Below are 23,039 nucleotides of genomic sequence, written 5' to 3'. Positions count from 1 at the left end.
CTCCCAAGGCAGATACAGCGAAGCTGAACCGCTTTACATCCAAGCTTTGGCACTTTGGCGCAAGCTGTTGGGTGAAGAACATCCAGATGTCGCACTTAGTCTCAACAACCTCGCGTCACTCTACGACTCCCAAAGTAGATACAGCGAAGCCGAACCCCTTTACATCCAAGCTTTGGCACTTAGGCGCAAGCTGCTGGGTGAAGAACATCCATCTGTCGCACTTAGTCTCAACAACCTCGCGTCACTCTACAACTCCCAAGGCAGATACAGCGAAGCCGAACCGCTTTACATTCAAGCTTTAGATATTTTTGAGCGGCGGTTAGGAGTGAATCACCCAAATACTATTACTTGTCGTGAAAATTTAGCATATCTTCGCGATCGCCTCTCCTCAGAAAAGTAACAGCGATCGCCTAATCTCGGCTTTTCAAATTCCAAGCACAAATATTCTTGTCTCAAGCAAGAACATTCCTGTTTTAAGTGAAAACTTTCTTGTTCCAAGTGAGAATGTTCCTGTTTCAAGCTGGAAGTTTCGTGTTTTGAGGTGAAGTGATGGTGTTGTGAAGGCGATCGCTCTACCTTTTTACTTGAAGTTTCGCGTTCTGAAGTCCAATGATGGAGTTGTGAAGGCGATCGCTTTACCTTTTTACTTGAAGTTTCGTGTTTTGAGGTGGAATGATGCTGTTGTGAAGGCGATCGCTCTACCTTTTTACTTCAAGTTTCGTGTTCTGAAGTCGAATGATGGAGTTTTGGAGGCGATCGCTCTACCTTTGAGCTTGAAGTTTCGTGTTTTGAAGTCGAATGATGGGGTTTTGGAGGCGATCGTTTTACCTTTTTACTTGAACTTTTGTGTTTTGAGGTGGAATGATGGTGTTATGAAGGCGATCGCTTTACCTTTGAACTTGAAGTTTCGCGTTCTGAAGTCCAATGATGGGGTTGTGAAGGCGATCGCTCTACATTTCAGATTAATTTACCACACTTATTCTTCATCGGATTCATCTGTCATCGGTTTTTGAGCAGCGTGGCGCACAAATAGAACCTGAACACTATCATCAACAATGGTAAAAAGAATCCGATAAGTGTTTCGTCCCTTCCCATAAACAAATTGTCGGATTTCTTGATTAAAAAAATTATTCTCAAATGCTAGAGAACAACGATAAGGCATTGTTTCGAGGGATAAAATAGCTTTCTATAATCCTTCTAACCATGCTCTAGCTTTGCTGGAAGAATCATTACTCAACCAAAAATAGGCTTCTTCTATTGCCTTTTGCGCTGCGGGTTGTATAATTACCTGATATTTTTCATTCATTGAGAACTGTCTAATTTATCAAACAGTTCATTAAAAAAATCTCCCGCCGTTTTCCCTTTTCTTTCCTGCATCTGTTCTAAACCAAGTTTAATACCCTTTAAAGTTTCTAATAATTCAACAGCTTCTAAAAGTTTTTGATAAGATTCTGCATCTTGAACAACTAACTCAGCTTTTCCATTGACAGTTAGAACTAAGGGATGTTTTGTTTGCTTAATACGCTGTAAAAACTCAGTCGTATTACGTTTAAACTCGGTGAGAGAATGTATATCTTGTGATATATCGATCATAATTTGAATATTTATTAGCATCTAATTAAATGCTAATAAATATTGACTGAGTTTGTCAATTAATTCTAAAACTTCCTGTGATGCTTGCGGCAGTTAATAAATAGCTATAGAAACTCGATTTTATTTATCAAAAAACCTAAGTATCTGTAGAGTGGATGATTGCGTAGCATAAGGCACAATTAAAATTGGTTCGGTAGCCAGAGATATAACGCACCCACATTTATTGAAAAAAATCAAATATGCGTACTATATAAAGAATTTTCTTTTTATTAACTCTATCTTAAGCAACAGTATAAAAGTACAAATATATCATCATATTAATTCTACTGACAGAGGAAATATTATAAATAAATCTCTAATATATTGTCACTTTTCAGTAAAAATTTAAGTCCATTTTTGGTTAGAATCAAGGTATTAACATTATTTTAACCATTTAACTAATAATAAAAAAATGAGGTTTAGAGACTGGGCGACTAGGGTGCTATTTATTTTTCTGATGTTTACTGCTTTGATTGTGGCGCTGTTTGCCGGAAAAGCCACAAAACTGCAAAGCAATACAATAAGTAATCCAGCAATATCCAATGCAGAAATAACAGGTTGGAGTCAATATCCACAAGCACAACTTCAAGCAGCAAAAAATTCAGGCGGCGAATCTCAAAATCAGTCTCAATCCCCAGCTTACCCAGTTAAAAAAAATAAAGTTTATGGAAGATATAGAACTACTGAGGCTTTTACGAAATACATACCTCAATATGAAGTTGCCTCAGTAGATCCAAGCAACTATGGAGAACGCTACAGCAAAGATGTTCATGGCGTAACTCTCAAAAATCAAGCGATTATTGTCCTCCATGAAACTGGTTATTCTGCCTCCAGTGCTATTAATTTCTTTCAAACACCTCATAACGATGAAAATGTGCAAGCGAGTTACCACGCTTTAATTAAGCAAGACGGGACAATAGTTTATTTAGTCCCTCCACAAAAACGAGCTTTTGGAGCAGCTAATTCAGTGTTTGATGGGATTTATGGTTCTGAAACTGTGCAGACTAATCCTAATTTGCCACCATCAGTCAATAATTTTGCTTATCACGTCTCTTTAGAAACACCGCCAGATGGTCGTGGAGATAACTACCAAAAATTTCATAGCGGCTATACAGAAGCTCAATATAATACTCTTGCTTGGTTAATTGCTCAAAGTCAAGTGCCAGACGATCGCATCACCACTCACCACGAAGTAGACCGTTCTGGTCAAAAAATCGATCCTGTAAGTTTTGATTTTGATAAGTTTTTGAGCTTACTTCATTCCTTTCGGCAGCTAAGTCCAGTTTATAGAGCAAGTAAATAATCTGTTGTGCTTTTAATTTGTACATTGAGTAAAGTTGGCTGTTGACAGTCAACAGTCAACGGTCAACAACCACTATGAGTATTTCTGAAAATTAAATGCGCTTTAGCTTAACTTTGTGTCTTAGTGCCTTTATGGTAAAAAATCTTAAAACTTTGGAGTCACCAGTTGCTTACGGCGCTGGTTCACAAAGACACAAAGATATTACACTTGTTTGCTAAAACTATAAATTTTCTGCTTTTCTAGGCGATCGCTAATTGATGAAGGTGTTGTATCCAAAGAGAAAGTTTGGCGATCGAGTTGTACTTGCAAATTACTTAGGGGATCGCTACCAGAGGAAATCAGAAATTCTAACTTTTGGATGTAAGGCAAAGTCGCTAGTTTATCCAAAATTTGGAATATTGCTTCCAAGTAAGGATGGCCAGTCTGCTGATACCAATCGCAGCTAGCAACTTTTGGTTGGTCAAAACCTAAATGTACTGTCAAAGATGGATCGTCAAACAAAGCAAGCCCTAACGGACGCGCTTCTTCTTGCAACAATAAATCGTGACTTCTTGCTAAATGCCGCAGTTTTTCTAAGCGTTCGTAGCGTTTCGTCACCAATTGCGGATCGTCTTGCCAGTGCAGCGCTATTGTCACCAGATACGTCTGCAACAACATGTGACCTAGCTTTTTCGCCTTTGTTGCTAAGTAATAGGAATTATAGTCATTCGCCTCAATTAATAAAGGCAAGCGATCGACTACTTCCAATCCATAACCTTTAACACCTGCAATTTTGCGCGGATTATTAGTTATCAAACGAATCTTTTTAACGCCCAAATCCATCAGTATTTGCGCTCCCATACCATAGTCGCGCAAATCGGCGGGAAATCCCAAACGCTCGTTTGCCTCTACTGTATCCAGTCCCATATCCTGTAACGAGTAGGCTTTGAGCTTATTAATTAAACCAATTCCCCGTCCTTCTTGGCGCAGGTAAACAACTACACCTTGCCCTGCATTTTCAATCATTTTCAGCGCTGCTTGTAGTTGCATTCGACAGTCACAGCGCAAAGAACCCAAAGCGTCACCAGTTAAACATTCTGAATGCATCCGCACCATGACTGGCTCATCTTTGAAGTGAGCGGGGCTTCCCTTCACAATGGCGACATGTTCGCTGTTATCAAGAGTATGGCGGTAAGCGTAGATTTGGAAGTGACCGAACTGGGTAGGTAATTCGGCAACACTTTCGCGGATGATTAAGCGATCGTGTTGTAAGCGGTAACTAATTAAATCGGCAATACTAATAATTTTTAACTGGTGATGTTGAGCGTATTTAAATAACTGGGGCAACCGCGCCATCGAACCATCGGGGTTTTGAATTTCACAAATTACCCCTGCTGGATAAAGCCCTGCCAATCGCGCTAAGTCTACACCAGCTTCTGTATGCCCTGCTCGTTTGAGTACGCCTCCTACCTTAGCTCGAATGGGGAAAATATGACCGGGACGACGCAAATCCAAAGGTTTTGTTGCGGGGTTCAGCGCCACTTGGATAGTTCTTGCACGGTCTTCTGCGGAAATGCCAGTACTTACACCTAAATGCGGCCCGGCATCAATACTAACGGTAAAAGCAGTCTGATTAGTATCTGTAATGTTAGTTACCATCAACGGTAAGTCTAGTTCGTCTAAGCGATCGCCCGTCATCGCCAGACAAATCAGCCCTCTTGCTTCCACCGCCATAAAATTGATCGTGTCGGGCGTAGCAAACTGAGCGGCGCAAATTAAGTCACCTTCATTTTCTCTATTTTCGTCATCTACTACAACAATGACGCGACCTGCTTTCAGGTCTGCTAAAGCAGCATCAATTGAGTCAAATTCAAAGATTTGGCTTGAGGAGGGAGCGCTATAAGTAGTTTTCTCTTGAGGAGCTACATTCGGGCGCGGATCTTCTCCATTGGGGGGAGTAGCGTGATGCCGTGTAGGCTTAGGCGTTGACACAGAGGATTTCCAGCTACTAATAGTAAATTTTTTTAACAATTTCTTATTGTAAATTGTAGCTCCTTTGTATGGCAGAGAAGTAGACTAGCAATGATTTGATAACATGTCAAAATTTCTGCCGCTAAGATTAGGGTTTAGTACTAAAATGCAGCGATAAGTAGAAGGCAGTCCCGATGAAAAAATTTTCATCACCATATATGAAAAAGGAATATTCCCTACACCCTACACCCTACAACCTTTTTCAAGTCAGTAGCAGGGGGAGTAGGGGGAGCCACTGCGGTGAAGCAGCCCCCAACAGGAGCGGTTCCCGTCGTTAGCGCAGCGTTAGCGAGGAACGAGCGTCTGGGGGACTGCACAAAGCCGTTCGGCGAAGTCGTTCTCGAAGAGTAGGGTGGACGGATTTCCCGGCATAAAGGAGCCAACGCGTTGGGCGGGCAATGCCCGACTTGTCGCGACTGGCATCAAATGGCGTGGAGCGGGGGGAGAAAAATTACAACTGACAACTGACAACTGACAACTAACTCAGCACTTTCACTAGCTTGAATCTGCCCTTACAGAAAATTCTTCTGGGTCAGAAACTGGTGATAATCTGGCTGATGAAAGTGTAAATCTCGCCAAAACAAAGTATGGAGTAAAATACTCCAGTTTAGTTAAATGGTGTGTTTTGCGCCTGCGTCTGGAAGTTGATAGTTCATAACTGACAACAAATTAACCAAAAGCGGATAAGGATTTCATAATCATGGGCAATTTGAGACGCGTACCCGTTGGGATTGTTGGCGCGTCAGGCTATGGCGGAGTACAGTTAGTGCGATTATTGATGGAGCATCCAGAAGTCGAACTAGCTTATTTAGGCGGTGAGAGTAGTGCCGGAAAATCTTTCGCGGATCTCTACCCGCATTTAGCTCATGCAGTTAACTTGCCAATAGAGGCTGTAGAACCCGAAATAATCGCTCACCGCTGTGAAGTGGTGTTTCTCTCTTTACCAAATGGTCTGGCTTGCCAAATTGCACCAAAATTGGTGGAAAAAGGATGTAAAGTACTGGATTTGAGTGCAGACTACCGATTTAGCGATCTGGGAACTTATACGACTTGGTATGGCACTGAGAGAAGCGATCGCGCCACTGCCGCCACAGCAGTGTATGGATTACCCGAACTTTATCGCGATCGCATTGCTGAAGCACAGCTTGTTGGCTGTCCTGGTTGTTATCCTACTGCCAGCCTCTTAGCACTTTCGCCACTTCTCAAGCAAGGCTTAATCGTCCCAGAAACCGCCATCATCGATGCCAAGTCTGGCACATCTGGCGGCGGACGGCAAGCTAAAGTTAACTTGTTGTTAGCTGAAGCCGATAACTCATTAGCAGCATATGGTGTTGTGCGTCACCGCCACACTCCAGAAATTGAGCAAATATGTAGCGAGCTAGCGGGTCACGAAGTGACAATCCAATTTACACCACACCTTATCCCAATGGTACGGGGAATTTTAGCCACTGTATACGCCACACTACGCGATCCCGGTTTAGTACGAGATGATTTAATCACAATTTATACCGCTTTTTACCGCAATTCACCTTGGGTAAAAGTGTGTGAGAGCGGCGTTTATCCCCAAACAAAGTGGGCTAGTGGCAGCAATCTTTGTTATATCGGTGTAGAAGCTGACCCGCGCACCGGTCGCGTGATTGTGATGTCAGCAATCGATAACCTAATTAAAGGTCAGGCGGGTCAAGCAATTCAGTGTTTAAACCTGATGATGGGCTGGAATGAAACTTTGGGGTTGCCCAAGTTGGGATTTTATCCGTGATTGGGGATTGGGGATTGGGAAAGTGAAAGGACAAAATTATCCCTTGTCACTTTTTACCTAGTCCCTAGTCACCAGTCCCCAGTCACCAACTCCTACTTCGGCCCTAAATTCACAGCTCCTGTCCACGTGGACAGGAAGAAACACTTTGTTCCAGTCACCAACTCCTACTTCGGCCCTAAATTCACAGCACCAGCATAAATGGCGCGATCGCCTAGTTCATCTTCAATTCGCAGCAACCGATTGTATTTTGCTACGCGTTCGCTACGACACAGAGAACCTGTCTTAATTTGACCTGCACGGGTGGCTACGGATAGGTCGGCAATGGTAGTATCTTCGGTTTCACCAGAACGATGGCTAATGACTGAGCGCAAACCGTTGCGAGTCGCCAAGTCAATCGTTTCTAAGGTTTCAGTAAGCGAACCAATTTGATTGAGTTTAATCAAAATTGCGTTACCAGCTTTTTCCTGGATGCCTTTTTGCAAGCGAGTAGCGTTAGTCACAAACAAGTCATCACCCACCAACTGCACCCTGGAACCTAATTTCTGAGTGAGCAATTGCCAATTCTGCCAATCTTCTTCATGCAATCCATCCTCAATAGACACAATAGGATACTGGTCAACCAATTGTCCTAAATAATCAACAAACTCCGTAGGAGCGTGAGGTTTACCGTCATAGACATACTGTCCATCTTTATAAAACTCGCTAGCTGCCACATCCAACGCCAACGCTACTTCTGACCCTGGCTTGTAACCAGCCTTCTCAATGGCAGCAACCAATAATTCCAAAGCTACCTGATTGGATTCTAGGTTGGGAGCAAAACCACCTTCATCGCCTACGCCTGTGAGTAAACCTTTGTCATCGAGTACTTTGCTGAGAGTCGCAAACACCTCCGCACCCCAGCGTAACGCTTCCTGAAAAGAAGATGCGCCGATCGGGACAATCATAAACTCTTGAAAATCTACGTTATTGGCTGCGTGCGCCCCACCGTTAATCACATTCATCAGAGGCACTGGCAACAAATTCGCCAAAGGCCCGCCTAAATAGCGATACAAAGGAATTGCCAAAGATTCAGCACCAGCTTTGGCGGCTGCTAAAGAAACGGCTAAAATTGCATTAGCACCGAGATTAGATTTGTTACCCGAACCATCCAGAGCAATCATTGTGCGGTCTAGTAGTTCTTGGTTGAGAGCATCTAAACCTAACAATTTTGGGGCAAATATCTCTTGGACATTTTGCACCGCCTTGAGTACTCCTTTGCCTCCATAACGACTTTTGTCACCGTCGCGCAGTTCGTGCGCTTCAAAAGTGCCAGTAGAAGCACCACTGGGAACTTGTGCCAGTCCCACAGCACCATTTACCAAATGCACTTCAGCTTCAATTGTCGGTCTGCCACGCGAGTCAAGAATTTCGCGGGCTGCGATCGCTTCAATGGCAGTATCTAGAATATTACTCATCTGTGCTTTGTCCTTATTTTGTTTGCATACAGTCCAGTGGTCTAGCCCAATCGTTAGCATAGGCTTTTAGAGGACTTTATCGGCTGAGATTAAAGAAGATTTCAGAGATTTAGTGAATTAATTTTTTTGTTGGCTGATGACTGATATAGCCGTAGTCACACCCTTTAAGACAATTGCGATTGCTCAACGCCTTACAAAAACTGGGTTTTTACTCAGCGAGAAGTTGCAAGGAGAAGCCACTGCGTTGGACGGGTTCCCCGGCAGCCGCGCAAGTGGCGTGGTTTCCCTCCGAGCAAACTCCGGTGACTCAGCACTTTGCTATAACTGATGACTAGGAAAAAAATATTATCATGCCCTCATTGTGGGCGCTATTGCCCGTGGGGTTCTAGCTTGAAGAGGCAAAGGGACGCAAGACCTTACGCCTATACTGCTGAGTAAAAATACTAGTCACTAGTTATTAGTCAACAATCATCCAAATTTTCACTCTCCGAGTATTCCGTGTCAAAATTCAGATTAATCACACATACTTGTAAATCTAATGATCGGTAAAATCCTAGATGGACGCTACGAAATTGTTAGCAAGTTGGGAGGAGGTGCTTTTGGTACTACTTACCTAGCTATTGATAGGAAACTGCCTGATAAAGATCGGTGTGTTGTGAAGCACTTTTCATCTCAGACACCAGATCCAAATACCTTATACCATGCCCGACGGCTATTTGAGACTGAAGCGAAAGTACTTAACCGCTTAGGTAATCATGACCGGATTCCTCGCTTGTTGGCCCATTTTGAAGAAAATCAAGAGTTTTATTTAGTTCAGGAGTTTATTGCGGGGAATGACTTGAGTTATGAAATCAATCCTTACAAGCAATGGAGTCAAGAGGAGGTTATTGCTCTGTTGCAGGATATTCTTGAAACCTTAGAATTTGTCCATCAGCATCATGTCATCCATCGAGATATTAAACCGTCAAATTTAATGCGTCGTCAACAGGATGGTAAAGTTGTCCTGATTGATTTTGGAGCGGTTAAACAAATCAGCTCTCAAGCAGTTAACACTCAAGGACAAATGACCTCGACAGTTGTAATTGGCACTCCTGGCTATATACCCAGCGAACAAAGCCAAGGTCAACCTAGGTTATGCAGCGATCTTTATGCAGTCGGAATTCTTGGTATTCAAGCCCTGACTGGTTTAAACGCTATGCAACTACCAAGAGATAATCTTACAGGTGAAATTATCTGGCGCGATCGCGCCCAAGTTAGTCCACGGCTAGCAGAAATTCTCGACAAAATGGTTAAGTATGACTTTCGCCAAAGATATCAATCGGTAGCGGAAGTATTGCAAGCCCTGCAAAGTTTAACACCAGCTAATCCTCCGGCGAAACCAATGTGGTGGAAGGCTCTCGTTGGTTTGGGAATCGCTGCTACAGCCACTATTATTGCCTTTTTATTTATCTTACTACCACGTAATAACAGCTTGGAAACTTATAATAACACCGTTTATGGCATTAGCATCAAATATCCTCAACATTGGCAAAAGACAGGAACTCCAGACCGCATTACTGGCAATTTGGTTAAATTTACGTTACCAAAAGAAGGTGATGCAGATACTTATTTAGAAAATGTTAATTTAATTATTCTAGATTTACCCGAAAACCGTAGAGAGCTAGAGCAATTTACTAAGTTTTATCTAGATGAGATCGAACAATCTTATCAAAATTCTAAAATTATTGAAGAAAGCAAAACTCAGTTAGCAACCCAACCTGCCTATCAAGTTATTTACACTTTTGAAGAGGAAAAATTTAACATTAAACGTCTGCAAGTTTGGACAGTTAAAGAAAATAAAGCATATATCATTACCTACACAGCAGATATTGCTAAATACTCAGAATATCTATCAACTGTACAAACAATGATAAATTCATTTAAAATTAATTAGAGAATAAATCTAAACTTCCACATAACAGACAACTATAGAACTAGTATTTGATTTTTGAAATTTCTCGTAGAGATAGAGAACAGAAAAGAATAAAATTAGAACTGTACCGATTTTTTCAAAACTCATTCAAAAACTAATTTCCAATAAATTAAGAGCCTATTTATAAAGTCAATATTAAGGTAGGGGAGCCAGTGCGGTGAAGCAGCCCCCAACAGGAGCGGTTCCCGTCGTTAGCGCAGCGTTAGCGATAGGGAGTCTTCTCCCAAAGGGAGACGCTAAGAGCGAACGAGCGTCTAGGGGACTGCACTAAGCCGTTCGACGAAGTCGTTCTCGAAGAGTAGGGTAAACGGATTTCACAGGCTACAGCAACTGGCGTTGTGTTACGGCTGTGCAAGGATTTGAGAGTTTAAGAGAGTAAGAATTAGCTGTAACGCACCATGTTTTTCGGTGCGTTAAGCGTTGTATAACGCACCCGACAATTTAAGATTTACTTTATAAATAGCCTCTAAGATTCCCATATATAAAATTTATTAATTTCTCCACTGAATTTACATATAAATATAAATTTTTAGATTACTTAAGTAGTATAGTTGTCATTTTGTGATAGATACTTAAGTATCTATGCTTTCATCATATTTAGTGAGAACTACCAACGATGAAACCTCGGTTATTTTTGCAGGTATTAACAGCTAGTGTAATTGCCATAGGTGGTATCGCTACCATCATGCCACCCAGTTTTGCTGAAGCTAAAACTTACTTTTGTGAGAGAAATAACGGTGTATGGACAACATTTGCCAAAAACTACAACAACCAGAAGATTCCTGTGATTCGCTGGGTTAAGACTTTAGGGAACTATACTCCACAATCACGGTGTCAAGCAGTATCTTCCAGGTTTCAGAGTGCTTATGAAAAAGGTGTTTTAAATTACCTTACATCTGGAATTTCTGGAAATCAGGCAGTGATATGTGCAGCCAGCCAATATGGCGGTCCTTGTAGTCAATTACTATTCACGCTTAAGTCCCCTCGTGATGCCAGTTCAGTACTTCAGAACCTTGTAGAAATTGGTTATAAAGCTCGTGGCCCAATTCTTCAATCGGAAGATGCTTCTTCTCAGATATACATTGACATGAGTAAGTTACTAAGCGAAAAGGCAACACAAACAGAAAACTAATACCAATTTTACTACTTAGTAAAAAGCTCGTTAAGCATGTTTGTATAGATAATAGCAAGCGGTAAAAGCAACATGAGACAAAAATTAATATATCGTCCCTCACTGGCTCTGATTGCCTGGATGGGCATACTGTTGATGCTGCCTATACAAGCTGTTTATCTAAGCATTTTTCTACCTAAAGTTGCTGTCGGTCAGCCATCTCCTCAACTGTCAGAAGAACAGATCGAGCGGCTAGCTCAATCAATAACCGTAAAGATTTTATCTGGGGAGAATAGAGGTTCAGGAATTCTTCTTAAAAAGAATAATCAAGTTTATACCGTTATTACCAATCAGCACGTTTTAGAATCGGGAAAAACTGCTCAAATCCAGACAGAAGACGGTAAAACATACCCAGCCAATTTGGTTAGAGGAGTCAACTTTCAGGGCAAGGATTTAGCTTTATTGCAGTTCCGTGCCAATGCTAACTATACTGTAGCCCCCCTCGGAAATTTAGCAACAGTAGCAATCAACGAACCAATATATGCGGCTGGATTTCCGTTTGCAACTAAGCCGTCTCAGTCTCAAGAGTTCGTCTTTAAAACAGGACAAGTTTTATTAGTGCCAGAGCGAGCTTTTAAAGAAGGATATCAAATAGGCTACAGCAATGAAATTGAAAAGGGTATGAGCGGCGGGCCGATACTAAATCGTCGGGGGCAAGTAATTGGGATTAATGGTATCCATGCCTATCCTCTTTGGGGCAACCCTTACGTGTATGAAGATGGTTCCCGACCGAGTGAAGCGCTGCGCGATTTAATGAGTCGTTATAGTTGGGGAATTCCCATTCAGACATTTGCTCGTTTGGCTCCTCAATACACTTCCAAAGAATCCTTACCAGCGACTAACACACCTTCTAGTGCAAGTCTGCCTCCAATAGCCAACGAAGTCAATAACATTGCCCAAGAAATTACTGTACGAATAGATGTGCCAACTTTACGTGAGTGTAGTGGTTCGGGAGTGATTGTTGGCAAACAGGGAAACACTTACAGCGTTTTGACTGCGGAACATGTTGTGCGTGGTTCCGAGAAATGCGATCGCACTGTTCTAGAAGTAGTAACCCCTGATGGCAAGCAATATCAAGTCAAGGTAGATGATAACAACCTGAAAACTTTGCCAGAGACAGATTTGGCAATCTTACAGTTTACTAGCAACCAAAATTACCGCGTTGCCACCCTAGCAAACTATGACATAGTTGGGTACAAAGGATTCATTTTTGTTTCTGGCTGGCAAGAATTAAAACCTGGAAGTACGCAAACACAGCGTCAGTTTACAGCTGGGACAGTAACATCAAAACTATTCGCGTCGATTCTAGCCAAAAACTCTTTGTCTTTGAGTTATGGATATGGACTAGCTTATACTAACTTGACTGAGCAAGGCATGAGTGGCGGGCCAGTGCTAGATACTCGCGGACGCGTCATTGGGATTCATGGAAAAGCAGAACTCGAACAAGTTACTGATAAAACTGGGCAACCTCGTTTAATAACATTAGGTTTTAGTTTTGGAGTCCCCATCGCTAGCTTTGTTCGTTGGGCACAGTCAGTTGGTATGGCTCCTATGTTGAGAGTAGAGAATACTGTACCGCCACCACTGACTACGCAAGAAACAAATTCCATCCTTGAAGCTTTATTTAAAATAGAGAAACCTAAAATTAATGCTGACGCTATTGATTGGCTGAATTATGGCTGGCAAGTGGCGCGAAACTCTCAAGATGGGTCAGTCGGACAACAGGAAAGAAAGGAAGCAATAAGAGCTATTAACCAAGCAATTAAACTTGAACCTAACTTTTATCAAGCTTGGTATTCACACGGGTTTGTGGAGATGGCTAACGAAGAATATCAACAAGCCCTAAAATCCTTTGATAAAGCCATACAAATTGAGCCGAAATTTGCTTCTGCTTGGCGTTTGCGTGGTTTTATACTTAGTACCTTGAAAAACTACCAAGAGGCACTAAATTCATTTGACCAAGTTGCAAAACTCGACCCTGATGATGCTGGCGTTCAAATATTTCGCAGCTTGATTCTAGTTAGTGCCAAGCGTTTCTCAGAAGCATTAGAAGTTTCAAACCGAATTGTGCAGAAGAATCCTGGTTCTTGGGCTTACTTCGCTAGGGGTACAGCTCGTATTGGCACGGGAGACTTTCAAGGAGGAATGACTGATTTAGATGAAGCAATTCGCTTGAATCCAGAATATATTGAAGACAGTGCTTACTCACTTCGAGGCTCGCTTCGCGCTAAACAAGGAGATTTAAAAGGAGCGCTGGCAGACTACAATGAAGCTGTGCGTTTTGACCCTAAAGATGCTGAGAATTTTAGAAAACGTGGAGAAGTTCGCTTTCAACAAAAAGACTATAAAGGGTCAATAGCAGATTTTAACGAAGCAATTCGTCTCGAACCCAAAAATGCCGAAGCGCTCAAAGCTCGTGGGGCACTACGTTTGCTACAGCAGGACTACAAAGGAGCAGTAGCAGATTTGAATCAAGCACTTCGTTTTAAACCTGAAGATAGTGAAGCTAAAAAACTTCTGACGGCAGCTACTCGCTTGCTAGAGTCAAAACCAGGAGATACTGACGCGCTCAAAGCTCGTGGGAGAATTCACTTACTACAGCAAGACTATAAAGCAGCGCTAGCAGATTATAGCGAAGTTATTCGTCTTAATCCTAAAGATACTGACGCGCTCAAAGCTCGTGGGGAAATTCGCTTACTACAGCAAGACTACAAAGGAGCGATCGCAGATTACAACGAAATGATTCGTCTTAATCCTCAAGATATTGACGCTTACTATAACCGAGGAAAAGTTCGCGCTCAAATGGGAGATCATAAAGCAGCGATCGAGGATTACGACCAGATATTAAGCTCTCAAGAATTTTCTGGTATTGGTGTAAAAACAGAAATTAATTCTCAAACAAAAGTTCTCACAGTCACCACAGTTGTAGAAAATTCTCCAGCACAGAAAAATGGAGTAAAAACGGGCGACCAAATCTTAGCAATTGATGGTCAATCCACAGCAAATATGAATTTAGAACAGGCCGTAAAACTACTTCGCGGTCAGACAGGTACTCAAGTATCTCTGCAAATTAATCGTGCTGATAAAAATATATTAAACATCACCTTAACAAGGACACCAATTGCAGTTGATACTAAATTTGCTGATGTTTACTATCATCGAGGTCTTGCCCGCGTTCAACTGAAAGATAATCAAGCAGCGCGTCAGGATTTTCAAAAAGCCGCAGACCTTTATAAAAGAGAAGGTAAAGCTAGTGATTACCAAAATATGCTGGCAAAAATTAGACAGATAAGCAGTAATCAATAGACTAGTAGTCTGTCCCATTAGTTGTGAATGGTTAGGGCTGATATGGGGACGCGGGGACGCGGGGATACGGGGACGCGGAGGATTTTAAAGCTAGCAAAATTAATGGGACAGACCACTAGTTAAGAAATATTCATAAAAATAGAATTCCGAAATCCGGAGGACGCAGTGCGTTGCGCTGAATCAGTGCTGCGTGAGGGTTTCCCCACTTGAGCAAAGTGGCATCAGGCAACTTGTGAACCCGTTCTCAAAAGCGTTCGCGTTAGCGTCTCTGTAGGAGAAGAGGATTCCCGCAAGGTAGCAGAGTAGAGTAACGAATCCAACTTCTCTCCATCAACCCCTTGTAAAATATTGGCAGATAACTACATTGAACTGAGTACAGAGAGTCATTATGCGATTACTGCATACAATGCTGCGGGTAGGCAACCTTGAAGAGTCTTTGAAATTCTACTGCGATCTTCTGGGAATGAAATTACTGCGTAGAAAAGATTATCCAGGAGGAGAATTTACCTTAGCTTTTATTGGCTACGGCGACGAAAGCGACAACACAGTGATTGAGCTAACCTATAATTGGGGGGTAGAAAAGTACGAACTGGGTAATGCTTACGGTCACATTGCCCTTGGTGTCGATGATATTTACGCTACTTGTGAAGCAATCAAAAATCGTGGTGGTAAAGTAGTGCGAGAGCCAGGGCCAATGAAACACGGCTCGACGGTAATTGCTTTTATCGAAGATCCAGATGGATACAAAATTGAACTTATTCAACTGGGCACTCAAGGATCGGCATTGAAACAAGAATCACAAGAACAACTTGTAACCCAGTAATTATGTGGGCCAACAGGGAAGGCAGGAGGAAACAAGAAGATGGGAGGATGGGGAGCAGAGAAAATAGGAGGAATAAAGAGTAATTTCTGCAACCGTCTTTTTACCCCTCCGCTCCTCTGCCTCTCTGCCCCTCCGATGCTCTGCCTCCTTGAAAGCGATCGCAATAGTTTCTATGACACCATCTGCCACAGTACTATCAGAATGGTGTTTTTCGTTTTAAATTAGGAAATAGGTGATAAATCGAGCGATCGCCAATTACCGATACCCAAATTGCAACCACAGATACACGCAAATACATACTGATAGTGTTTGGATAATTATTCGGGGAGTGGACACTGGGAAAGGGTCAAGGATGAAGTATCAAGGTTAAAGCATGAAATTTTTCAGTCGCACTCTACATTACAGGACACGCCAAATAACTCACCTACCTGAAAAAGTTGCTTTAAACTGGGCGTAGAAAGTCTTTAGCTCTCCTCACTGCCCAATCTTTAAACTAAACTTCAAAATCTAAAATCCAAAATCCAAAATTATTAAAGATGCAGCCTACAGATCCTAATAAATTTACTGATAAAGCCTGGGAAGCGATTGTTAAATCTCAGGATATAGTCCGTGCATATCAACAACAGCAATTAGATGTCGAACATTTAATTATTGCCCTAATAGAAGAACCAACTAGTTTAGCACTCCGAATCCTCGCTAGAGCTGAGGTCGATCCGATCCGCTTACAACAGCAATTAGAAGCTTTTACCCAACGTCAACCTAAAGTTGGCAAAAGCGATCAGCTTTATCTCGGTCGGGGTTTAGATATGATGCTAGACCGAGCCGAGGAAATTAGAGTCAGGATGGAAGATTCCCACATTTCTGTGGAACACATACTCTTAGCCTTTGCGGAAGATGAACGCATCGGACGGCGAGTACTCAAAAGTTTGAACGCGGACAGCACTAAGTTAGAAGCTGCTACTAAAACTGTTCGTGGCAGACAAAAAGTGACAGATCAAAACCCAGAGTCGCGCTACGAAGCCCTACAAAAATTTGGTAGGAACTTGACAGACCAAGCAAAATCTGGAAAACTCGACCCAGTTATTGGACGAGATGACGAAATTCGTCGGGTGATTCAGGTTTTGTCACGCCGTAGCAAAAATAACCCAGTACTGATTGGCGAACCTGGGGTAGGCAAAACTGCGATCGCTGAAGCTTTAGCACAGCGGATGGTCAATGGAGATGTTCCCGAATCTCTGAAAAACCGCAAACTCATCTCTTTAGATATTGGCAGTTTGATTGCTGGAGCTAAATACCGAGGAGAATTTGAAGACCGCCTCAAAGCTGTACTCCGGGAAGTTACAGAATCTAACGGTGACATTGTTTTATTTATTGATGAACTGCACACCGTTGTTGGCACTGGTTCTAGCCAACAAGGCTCAATGGATGCTGGAAATTTGCTCAAACCAATGCTGGCACGAGGAGAACTGCGTTGTATTGGGGCAACTACCCTTGACGAATACCGCAAATATATTGAAAAAGACGCAGCACTAGAACGCCGCTTTCAGCAAGTATTTGTAGATCAACCCAGTGTCGAAAATACTATTTCCATTCTGCGGGGATTGAAAGAACGCTACGAAGTCCACCACAACGTTAAAATTTCTGATTCCGCACTTGTAGCCGCTGCAACCCTGTCAGCACGCTACATTTCTGACCGCTTCCTGCCAGATAAAGCCATAGATTTGGTAGATGAGGCAGCCGCCCAGCTGAAAATGGAAATTACTTCTAAACCAGCCGAATTGGAAACTATTGACCGTCGCTTGATGCAGCTAGAAATGGAAAAGCTGTCATTGGCTGGCGAAGAAAAAACTATTTCCCCAACTAGAGAACGTTTGCAGCGAATTGAGCAAGAAATCGCCAGTTTGACTGTAAAACAGCAGGAATTTAACGAGCAATGGCAAGGCGAAAAGCAGCTATTGGAGGCTATTAGTGGTTTAAAAAAAGAAGAAGATGCTTTGCGAGTGCAAATTGAGCAGGCAGAACGCGCCTACGATTTGAATAAAGCTGCTCAATTAAAGTATGGCAAATTGGAAGGAGTACAACGCGATCGCGAAGCCAAAGAAGCGAAACTTTTAGAAATTCAAAGCCAAGGTTCTACCCTGTTGCGGGAACAAGTTACCGAAGCCGATATTGCAGAAATCGTTGCCAAATGGACGGGAATCCCCGTAAATCGTCTCTTGGAATCAGAACGCCAAAAATTACTACAACTCGAAAGTCATTTACACGAACGAGTTATTGGACAACAGGAAGCAGTATCCGCCGTAGCAGCAGCAATTCGTCGCGCCCGTGCCGGGATGAAAGACCCCAGTCGTCCCATTGGTTCATTTTTGTTCATGGGACCTACAGGTGTAGGTAAAACCGAACTCGCCCGTGCGTTAGCTCAGTTTCTCTTCGATTCTGATGATGCAATGGTACGTTTGGATATGTCTGAGTACATGGAAAAACACTCGGTTGCTCGCCTAGTGGGAGCGCCTCCAGGATACATTGGCTACGAAGAAGGCGGTCAACTTTCCGAAGCTATTCGCCGACATCCCTATTCGGTAGTGCTGTTAGATGAAGTGGAAAAGGCACACCCCGATGTATTCAATATTTTGTTACAGGTGTTAGATGATGGGAGGATTACTGATTCTCAAGGCAGAACAGTAGATTTTCGTAACACTGTCATTATTATGACAAGTAACATTGGCAGCGAACATATCTTGGATATATCTGGTGATGATTCCAAGTATGAAATAATGCGAAGACGAGTAACAGATGACTTGCGATCGCATTTTCGTCCCGAATTTCTCACTCGCGTTGATGATATCATTATCTTCCATGCCCTGAGCCGTTCGGAAATGCGGCATATCATCCGCATTCAACTCAAGCGAGTGGAAAATCTTCTGCGAGAGCAAAAAATCTCTTTTGACATATCGCCAGCAGCTTGCGATCATCTAGTGGAAGCAGGTTACGACCCAGTATACGGCGCGCGCCCATTGAAGCGGGCAATTCAGCGGGAAGTAGAAAATGCGATCGCCACCAAATTATTGGAAAATACTTTTATCTCTGGAGACACAATTTTCATTGAGAAAGGCGAACAAGGTCTGACTTTTAGTAAAAAAGCCTTAGGTAAGGTGTCAACTGTTCCCGCTACTATTCGGCTAATGGAGTCATCACCTGAGACTTAAATAATTCATACTAACTTCCTAAATTCTCTAAAACCATTTTATACCCTGCCTTATATCCCACATTCCGTACACAAAAGTGGCACACAGAGAAAGCAGGAAGTAAATCAAGAATATTGGTAAAAATTGAGACAACCAATATCCAGGAGCAAAGTTAGTAGCCAGAATCCGGGAAAAAGTCCTGACGGAGTGACAAAGGGGCGGAAGTCGAGAAAACAGAAGAGTGTGACCGTTTTGGAGTAACAAAAGATAGGTCAGGTATTCTCAACAAGACCTATCAAATGATAATGTTACCTAAATTTTACCAAAACTGCTTTCAAAAGCTACTGACACCGACACAATACAAGATGCTCTCAATCTTGATTATGCTGTTGCAATTTCACAAAACTGTAACAATTGAGAAGCTCTCATTCATCTGTGTTTCCCCAACTGATAAAATTTGAAAGTCGGCGACGAAGTATACAAAGATTTTTATTGTTGCCACAGTTATCAATTCAATACCTCTGGTTTCCATTAATCAAACGATGGGTAAAAAACAGCCGAAAACTGCCAAATAAACTTACTAAACAGAAGGGTTTTGCTCCCATTTAATCTGGCTGGATATTACAAGCGGAAATATCGTGGACAACTGGAGTCTGCTGGTTGGTTTTTACTCACGAACCTTGACAGCCTCAAGGATGCCATTAAAGTATTTAAGTTGCGAAGTGGTGTTGAAGCGATGTTCAAAAATTGCAAGACTGGTGGCTATAATCTTGAATCTACTTATGCTAATGGTAAACGCTTAATCGCACTGATTTTATTAATTGCTATTGCTTATACTTGTGCCATCTTAGTTGGTCGTAACTCTCGCAACATGGGACTACAAAAATATATTGGTCGTCTCCAGGAACTAAAGCGATCGTCTGCTTTATACCATTTTCTAAAGTCATAAAAATCTATTAATAATTAATAGTGCTTAGATTTTGACTAAAAACAAAGATAGAACACACAATTTTTAAGTTAGCGATCGCGTCATCTTCAAAGCTGTCACTCATTCTCACTAGAGGAAGCTCGTACAATATTTAATTCAATATTTAAATGCAAATCTAATTTATCGCGTAACTACTATTGACAAAACTAAATTTTTTGGTCATATTGTGAATTCTTTCCATAAAAATAAACTTCTTAACTCTTAAGAAATACTTTTTATGTAACATTACTGAGGTATATATTTAGAATTATACTTTATCTTTGGTTGTATTCGCACAAAAATATCAATAAAAATTTTTTCATCTCTAAATTGCTTATCTAGCAGAGATTTAAATAAGGTTTGGGTCTGGTTGTTTACTATTTTATATGTATAAAATTATAAGAAGTACAATATACCATTTCACTACTTTGCTGTTATAAATCACGGTTACTTACATATAGTTTTGCAAAATTACTACGCACCAAAAGCATGGACAGTTCTGCAACGATTAAATGATATTGGTACGTTGTACTAAATGATTTATAAACTTCCATAACTTGCTCCTCAATAATTATTGAGGTGGCACGATTTGTATTAAATAAAAATATGAAAATAATTGCATATCCAGCTTTCAAAACAAAATATAAAAATCCTTATAATTGGCTTTTATATACTAATATGTTGCAACAAGGAGTAATAGTTGAAGAATTTTCACCTAATAAATTATTAAGCAAAAAATATGATATTTTTCATTTACATTGGGTCGTAGAAACTATTGTCAGACATCCCAACCCATTCATAGTATGGATTAGAGCTATCAGTATGCTCATTTTAATAGATTGGGTAAAAAGTACAGGAACTCGTATTATTTGGACAATGCATGACGAAACTCCTCATTCCATCTTACATTTACAAGTAGCAGATTGGTTTCAGAAAGAATTTGTCAAACGAATTGATGGGTATATTAGTTTAAGTACAACAGGCAAAACTATTGCTGAACAAATGTTACTACCATTGAAAAATAAGCCTTGTTCTATTGTTCCTCATGGACATTATCGAGATTTTTATCCTAATCAAATTACAGAAAGTCAAGCTAGAAAGGAACTTAATATTCCTGATAATTGTAAAATGCTGTTATTTTTTGGTTACATAGAGACTTACAAAAATGTTCCTCATTTAATAAATGTTTTTCGAGAGTTAGCTCCCTCTAATTGGATATTAGTAATTGCAGGAAAACTAGAACGCGATCATTTGAAAACAGAGATATTATCTGCATCGGAAAATGATTACAGAATCAAATTATTTTTAGATTATATACCCGATAATCTGGTTCAGTTATACTTTAAAGCTGCGGAATTAGTAATTTTACCATTTAAAGAAATTCTTAATTCTGGCAGTGCATTACTAGCACTTTCTTTCGATCGTCCTATTTTAGCTCCTTACTTGGGTTCAATGCCCGAATTGCAGTCACAAGTAGGGAAAGATTGGATGAAACTTTATACTGGAGAATTAACTACAAAAACTCTTAATGAAGGATTAATTTGGTCGAGACAACAAAAATCTCATAAGAGTCCATCCCTAGATAAATTAGACTGGGATATTTTGAGTAAAAAAAGTTTAGATTTTTATCGATTAACCAACAGGTGATTTTATGAAAATAGCTTATGTAACAACCTATAATACTTTTAATAGTTCAGCATGGACAAAACATAATATAGGTAATTATAGTTCAAGTTATTACATTCTTAAAACTCTAATAGATCAAGAAATATCTATTGACACGATAGGAAACCTGAAAAAAAATTATTCTTGGTTAACTAAAGGTAAGTGGAGTTTTTATAAACATTGTTATCATCAAGATTATTATAGATGGGCTGAACCAAAGGTGTGTAAAAATTATGCACTTCAAATTAATAAACATTTGTCTAAGCTAGATGTGGATATAGTCTTATGTACAGAAGGATTCGCACCAATAGCCTATCTTAAGTGCCAACAGCCACTTGTTCTTTGGGTAGATACAGTTTTGGCGGCATTAATTAATTTTTATCCATATTTAAGCAATCTTTGTCATGAAACAAAAAGAAATATTTATGTCATAGAAAAATTAGCTTTAAATAAATGTAATTCAGTAATTTTCACATCTGAATGGGCTGCACAAAAAGCTATAGATATTTACAATATAGATGCGAACAAAGTCAAAGTGATTCCTAGAGGTTCAAATTTAGAATTACAGCCAGAAAGAACAGTTGAAGATATTAAATATTTGATTGATAAAAGAGGTAAAGATATTTATAAATTAATTTTTATTGGAATTGACTGGCAACGAAAAGGGGGAGATATAGCAATAGAGGTTACTAAAGAACTAAAGAGAAGAGGTTTTAATGTTGAACTAAAAATTATTGGTGATTTGCCAACTAATAATAGAGATATACCAAGTTTTATCAAAACAATAGGATATATAAATAAATCTATATTTGAAGAAAAACAGCATTTTTATAATTTACTTGCAGATTCTCATTTTCTTATTTTGCCCACTAAGGCTGATGTTACTCCTAATGTATTAATAGAAGCAAATGCTTTTGGAGTTCCTTCTATAACCACAAATGTTGGAGGTATTCCTAGCATCATCAAAGATGATGTAAACGGCAAAACCTTTCCTTTAGATGCTAATATTAAAGATTACTGTAATTATATTGCTAATTATCTGAATGATTATCAAAAGTATGAAACTTTAGCACTTTCATCATTTAATGAGTATGTAAATCGCTTAAATTGGTCAATAGGTGGTAAAACAGCAAAACAGTTATTCTTTAAATTAATACAATCTAGATAATAGTCAATACATATATTTTTACAAAAGTGTTGAATGTTAAGAAAAATCGGATAAAAACAGCCCAAAATATGTTAAATTTTGGGCGAAACATTAAAGTATATCTATTTGATAGTGATTATAAATTCATTTCCCAAGATTGTCAAAGATATCTTGAGAGGACTGCCAAAAAACGATTATCCAGTATTAAACAGTCGTCTGTTCTTTGAGTGCTGGCTATCTTATGCTCTGGATAACAGCTTAACAAGTATGCGAGATTTGTTTAACAGATTAAACAATACAGGATTTGAGGTAGATATTTCTACTTTTTCAAAAGCAAACTTACATCGAAGCCAGAAACCTTTTCAAGAAATTTACCAAAAATTAAATGAATTAGTCCAGAAGAAAGTTCCAAAAAAGTTACACGATAAATATGCAATTTGTCCAATAGATTCAACAATTATTACTCTCACCAGCAAATTGTTATGGGTACTAGGACACCATCAAGTAAAACTTTTTAGTTCTCTAAATCTAGCTACTGGAAGCCCATCAGATAACTTCATTAACTTTGGACATGACCATGATTATAAATTTGGTTATAAAATGATGTCTAGTCTAGCAATAAATGCTGTTGGGGTAATGGATAGG

17 protein-coding genes and 1 pseudogene are annotated in these 23,039 nt (G+C 40.3%); 14 read left to right on the top strand and 4 right to left on the bottom strand.

Annotated features, from left to right (window positions below; translation table 11 throughout):
- Both I8752_RS24565 and I8752_RS24560 read left to right on the top strand, forming a co-directional pair.
- Nucleotides 1-400, top strand: a 400-nt coding sequence (locus tag I8752_RS24565; RefSeq protein ID WP_214434855.1) for a tetratricopeptide repeat protein, incomplete at its 5' end; no start/stop codon positions are given.
- Between the two features lie 157 nt (nt 401-557).
- The gene (locus I8752_RS24560; RefSeq protein ID WP_214434854.1) at nt 558-1,013 is read left to right on the top strand and encodes a hypothetical protein; all 456 of its coding nucleotides are present in this window, start codon (nt 558-560) and stop codon (nt 1,011-1,013) included.
- Here the strand turns inward: I8752_RS24560 and I8752_RS37590 are convergent.
- The gene (locus tag I8752_RS37590) at nt 977-1,162 is read right to left on the bottom strand and encodes a hypothetical protein (protein WP_225895884.1); all 186 of its coding nucleotides are present in this window, start codon (nt 1,160-1,162) and stop codon (nt 977-979) included. The genes I8752_RS24560 and I8752_RS37590 overlap by 37 nt on opposite strands.
- Nucleotides 1,163-1,302: 140 nt before the next feature.
- The gene (locus I8752_RS24550) at nt 1,303-1,593 is read right to left on the bottom strand and encodes a type II toxin-antitoxin system Phd/YefM family antitoxin (protein ID WP_214434853.1); all 291 of its coding nucleotides are present in this window, start codon (nt 1,591-1,593) and stop codon (nt 1,303-1,305) included.
- 451 nt (nt 1,594-2,044) lie between these two features.
- Here I8752_RS24550 and I8752_RS24545 point away from each other — a divergent pair, with 451 nt between their 5' ends.
- Nucleotides 2,045-2,935, top strand: a complete 891-nt coding sequence (locus I8752_RS24545) for a peptidoglycan recognition protein family protein (protein ID WP_214434852.1) — start codon at nt 2,045-2,047, stop codon at nt 2,933-2,935.
- A gap of 201 nt (nt 2,936-3,136) precedes the next feature.
- Here the strand turns inward: I8752_RS24545 and ribBA are convergent, their stop codons facing one another.
- Nucleotides 3,137-4,906 (bottom strand): bifunctional 3,4-dihydroxy-2-butanone-4-phosphate synthase/GTP cyclohydrolase II, encoded by a 1,770-nt coding sequence (gene ribBA, locus I8752_RS24540; RefSeq protein ID WP_214434851.1) that lies wholly within the window; start codon nt 4,904-4,906, stop codon nt 3,137-3,139.
- A 739-nt stretch (nt 4,907-5,645) separates the two neighbouring features.
- On the opposite strand from ribBA, the gene argC reads away from it, so the two are divergent.
- Nucleotides 5,646-6,704 carry an N-acetyl-gamma-glutamyl-phosphate reductase gene (gene argC / locus I8752_RS24535; protein WP_214434850.1) on the top strand — a complete coding sequence of 353 codons (1,059 nt, stop codon included), beginning with the start codon at nt 5,646-5,648 and terminating at the stop codon, nt 6,702-6,704.
- 164 nt (nt 6,705-6,868) lie between these two features.
- Here argC and eno read toward each other — a convergent pair whose 3' ends face one another.
- Nucleotides 6,869-8,158, bottom strand: a complete 1,290-nt coding sequence (gene eno, locus I8752_RS24530) for a phosphopyruvate hydratase (protein ID WP_214434849.1) — start codon at nt 8,156-8,158, stop codon at nt 6,869-6,871.
- A 136-nt stretch (nt 8,159-8,294) separates the two neighbouring features.
- On the opposite strand from eno, the gene I8752_RS24525 reads away from it, so the two are divergent.
- The 10 genes and pseudogenes from I8752_RS24525 to I8752_RS24480 all read left to right on the top strand — a co-directional run.
- The gene (locus I8752_RS24525) at nt 8,295-8,486 is read left to right on the top strand and encodes a hypothetical protein (RefSeq protein WP_214434848.1); all 192 of its coding nucleotides are present in this window, start codon (nt 8,295-8,297) and stop codon (nt 8,484-8,486) included.
- A gap of 210 nt (nt 8,487-8,696) precedes the next feature.
- A complete protein-coding gene (locus I8752_RS24520; RefSeq protein ID WP_214434847.1) occupies nt 8,697-10,091 on the top strand; it encodes a serine/threonine-protein kinase in 1,395 nt (464 codons plus the stop codon).
- A 655-nt stretch (nt 10,092-10,746) separates the two neighbouring features.
- Nucleotides 10,747-11,262 carry a COP23 domain-containing protein gene (locus I8752_RS24515; protein WP_214434846.1) on the top strand — a complete coding sequence of 172 codons (516 nt, stop codon included), beginning with the start codon at nt 10,747-10,749 and terminating at the stop codon, nt 11,260-11,262.
- Nucleotides 11,263-11,334: 72 nt separating this feature from the next.
- Nucleotides 11,335-14,607: a tetratricopeptide repeat protein gene (locus I8752_RS24510; protein WP_214434845.1), complete on the top strand. Its 3,273-nt coding sequence runs from the start codon at nt 11,335-11,337 to the stop codon at nt 14,605-14,607.
- A 388-nt stretch (nt 14,608-14,995) separates the two neighbouring features.
- Complete coding sequence (gene gloA / locus I8752_RS24505) at nt 14,996-15,430, top strand: lactoylglutathione lyase (RefSeq protein ID WP_214434844.1); 435 nt, start codon at nt 14,996-14,998, stop codon at nt 15,428-15,430.
- A gap of 536 nt (nt 15,431-15,966) precedes the next feature.
- Nucleotides 15,967-18,636, top strand: coding sequence for an ATP-dependent chaperone ClpB (gene clpB / locus I8752_RS24500; protein WP_214434843.1), 2,670 nt, complete (start codon nt 15,967-15,969; stop codon nt 18,634-18,636).
- Nucleotides 18,637-19,210: 574 nt separating this feature from the next.
- Nucleotides 19,211-19,564: a hypothetical protein gene (locus I8752_RS37585; RefSeq protein WP_225895883.1), complete on the top strand. Its 354-nt coding sequence runs from the start codon at nt 19,211-19,213 to the stop codon at nt 19,562-19,564.
- Nucleotides 19,565-20,188: 624 nt separating this feature from the next.
- The gene (locus tag I8752_RS24490) at nt 20,189-21,229 is read left to right on the top strand and encodes a glycosyltransferase (RefSeq protein ID WP_214434842.1); all 1,041 of its coding nucleotides are present in this window, start codon (nt 20,189-20,191) and stop codon (nt 21,227-21,229) included.
- A gap of 4 nt (nt 21,230-21,233) precedes the next feature.
- Nucleotides 21,234-22,415 carry a glycosyltransferase family 4 protein gene (locus I8752_RS24485; protein WP_214434841.1) on the top strand — a complete coding sequence of 394 codons (1,182 nt, stop codon included), beginning with the start codon at nt 21,234-21,236 and terminating at the stop codon, nt 22,413-22,415.
- A gap of 111 nt (nt 22,416-22,526) precedes the next feature.
- Nucleotides 22,527-23,039, top strand: a pseudogene (locus I8752_RS24480) (IS4 family transposase); the annotation flags it as partial.

It is taken from the genome of Dendronalium phyllosphericum CENA369, assembly GCF_016056275.1.
GTDB classification, from domain to species: Bacteria; Cyanobacteriota; Cyanobacteriia; order Cyanobacteriales; family Nostocaceae; genus Dendronalium; species Dendronalium phyllosphericum.
The sequence above is the reverse complement of the archived record's forward strand: the minus strand, read 5'-3'. Positions and strand labels throughout refer to the sequence as shown.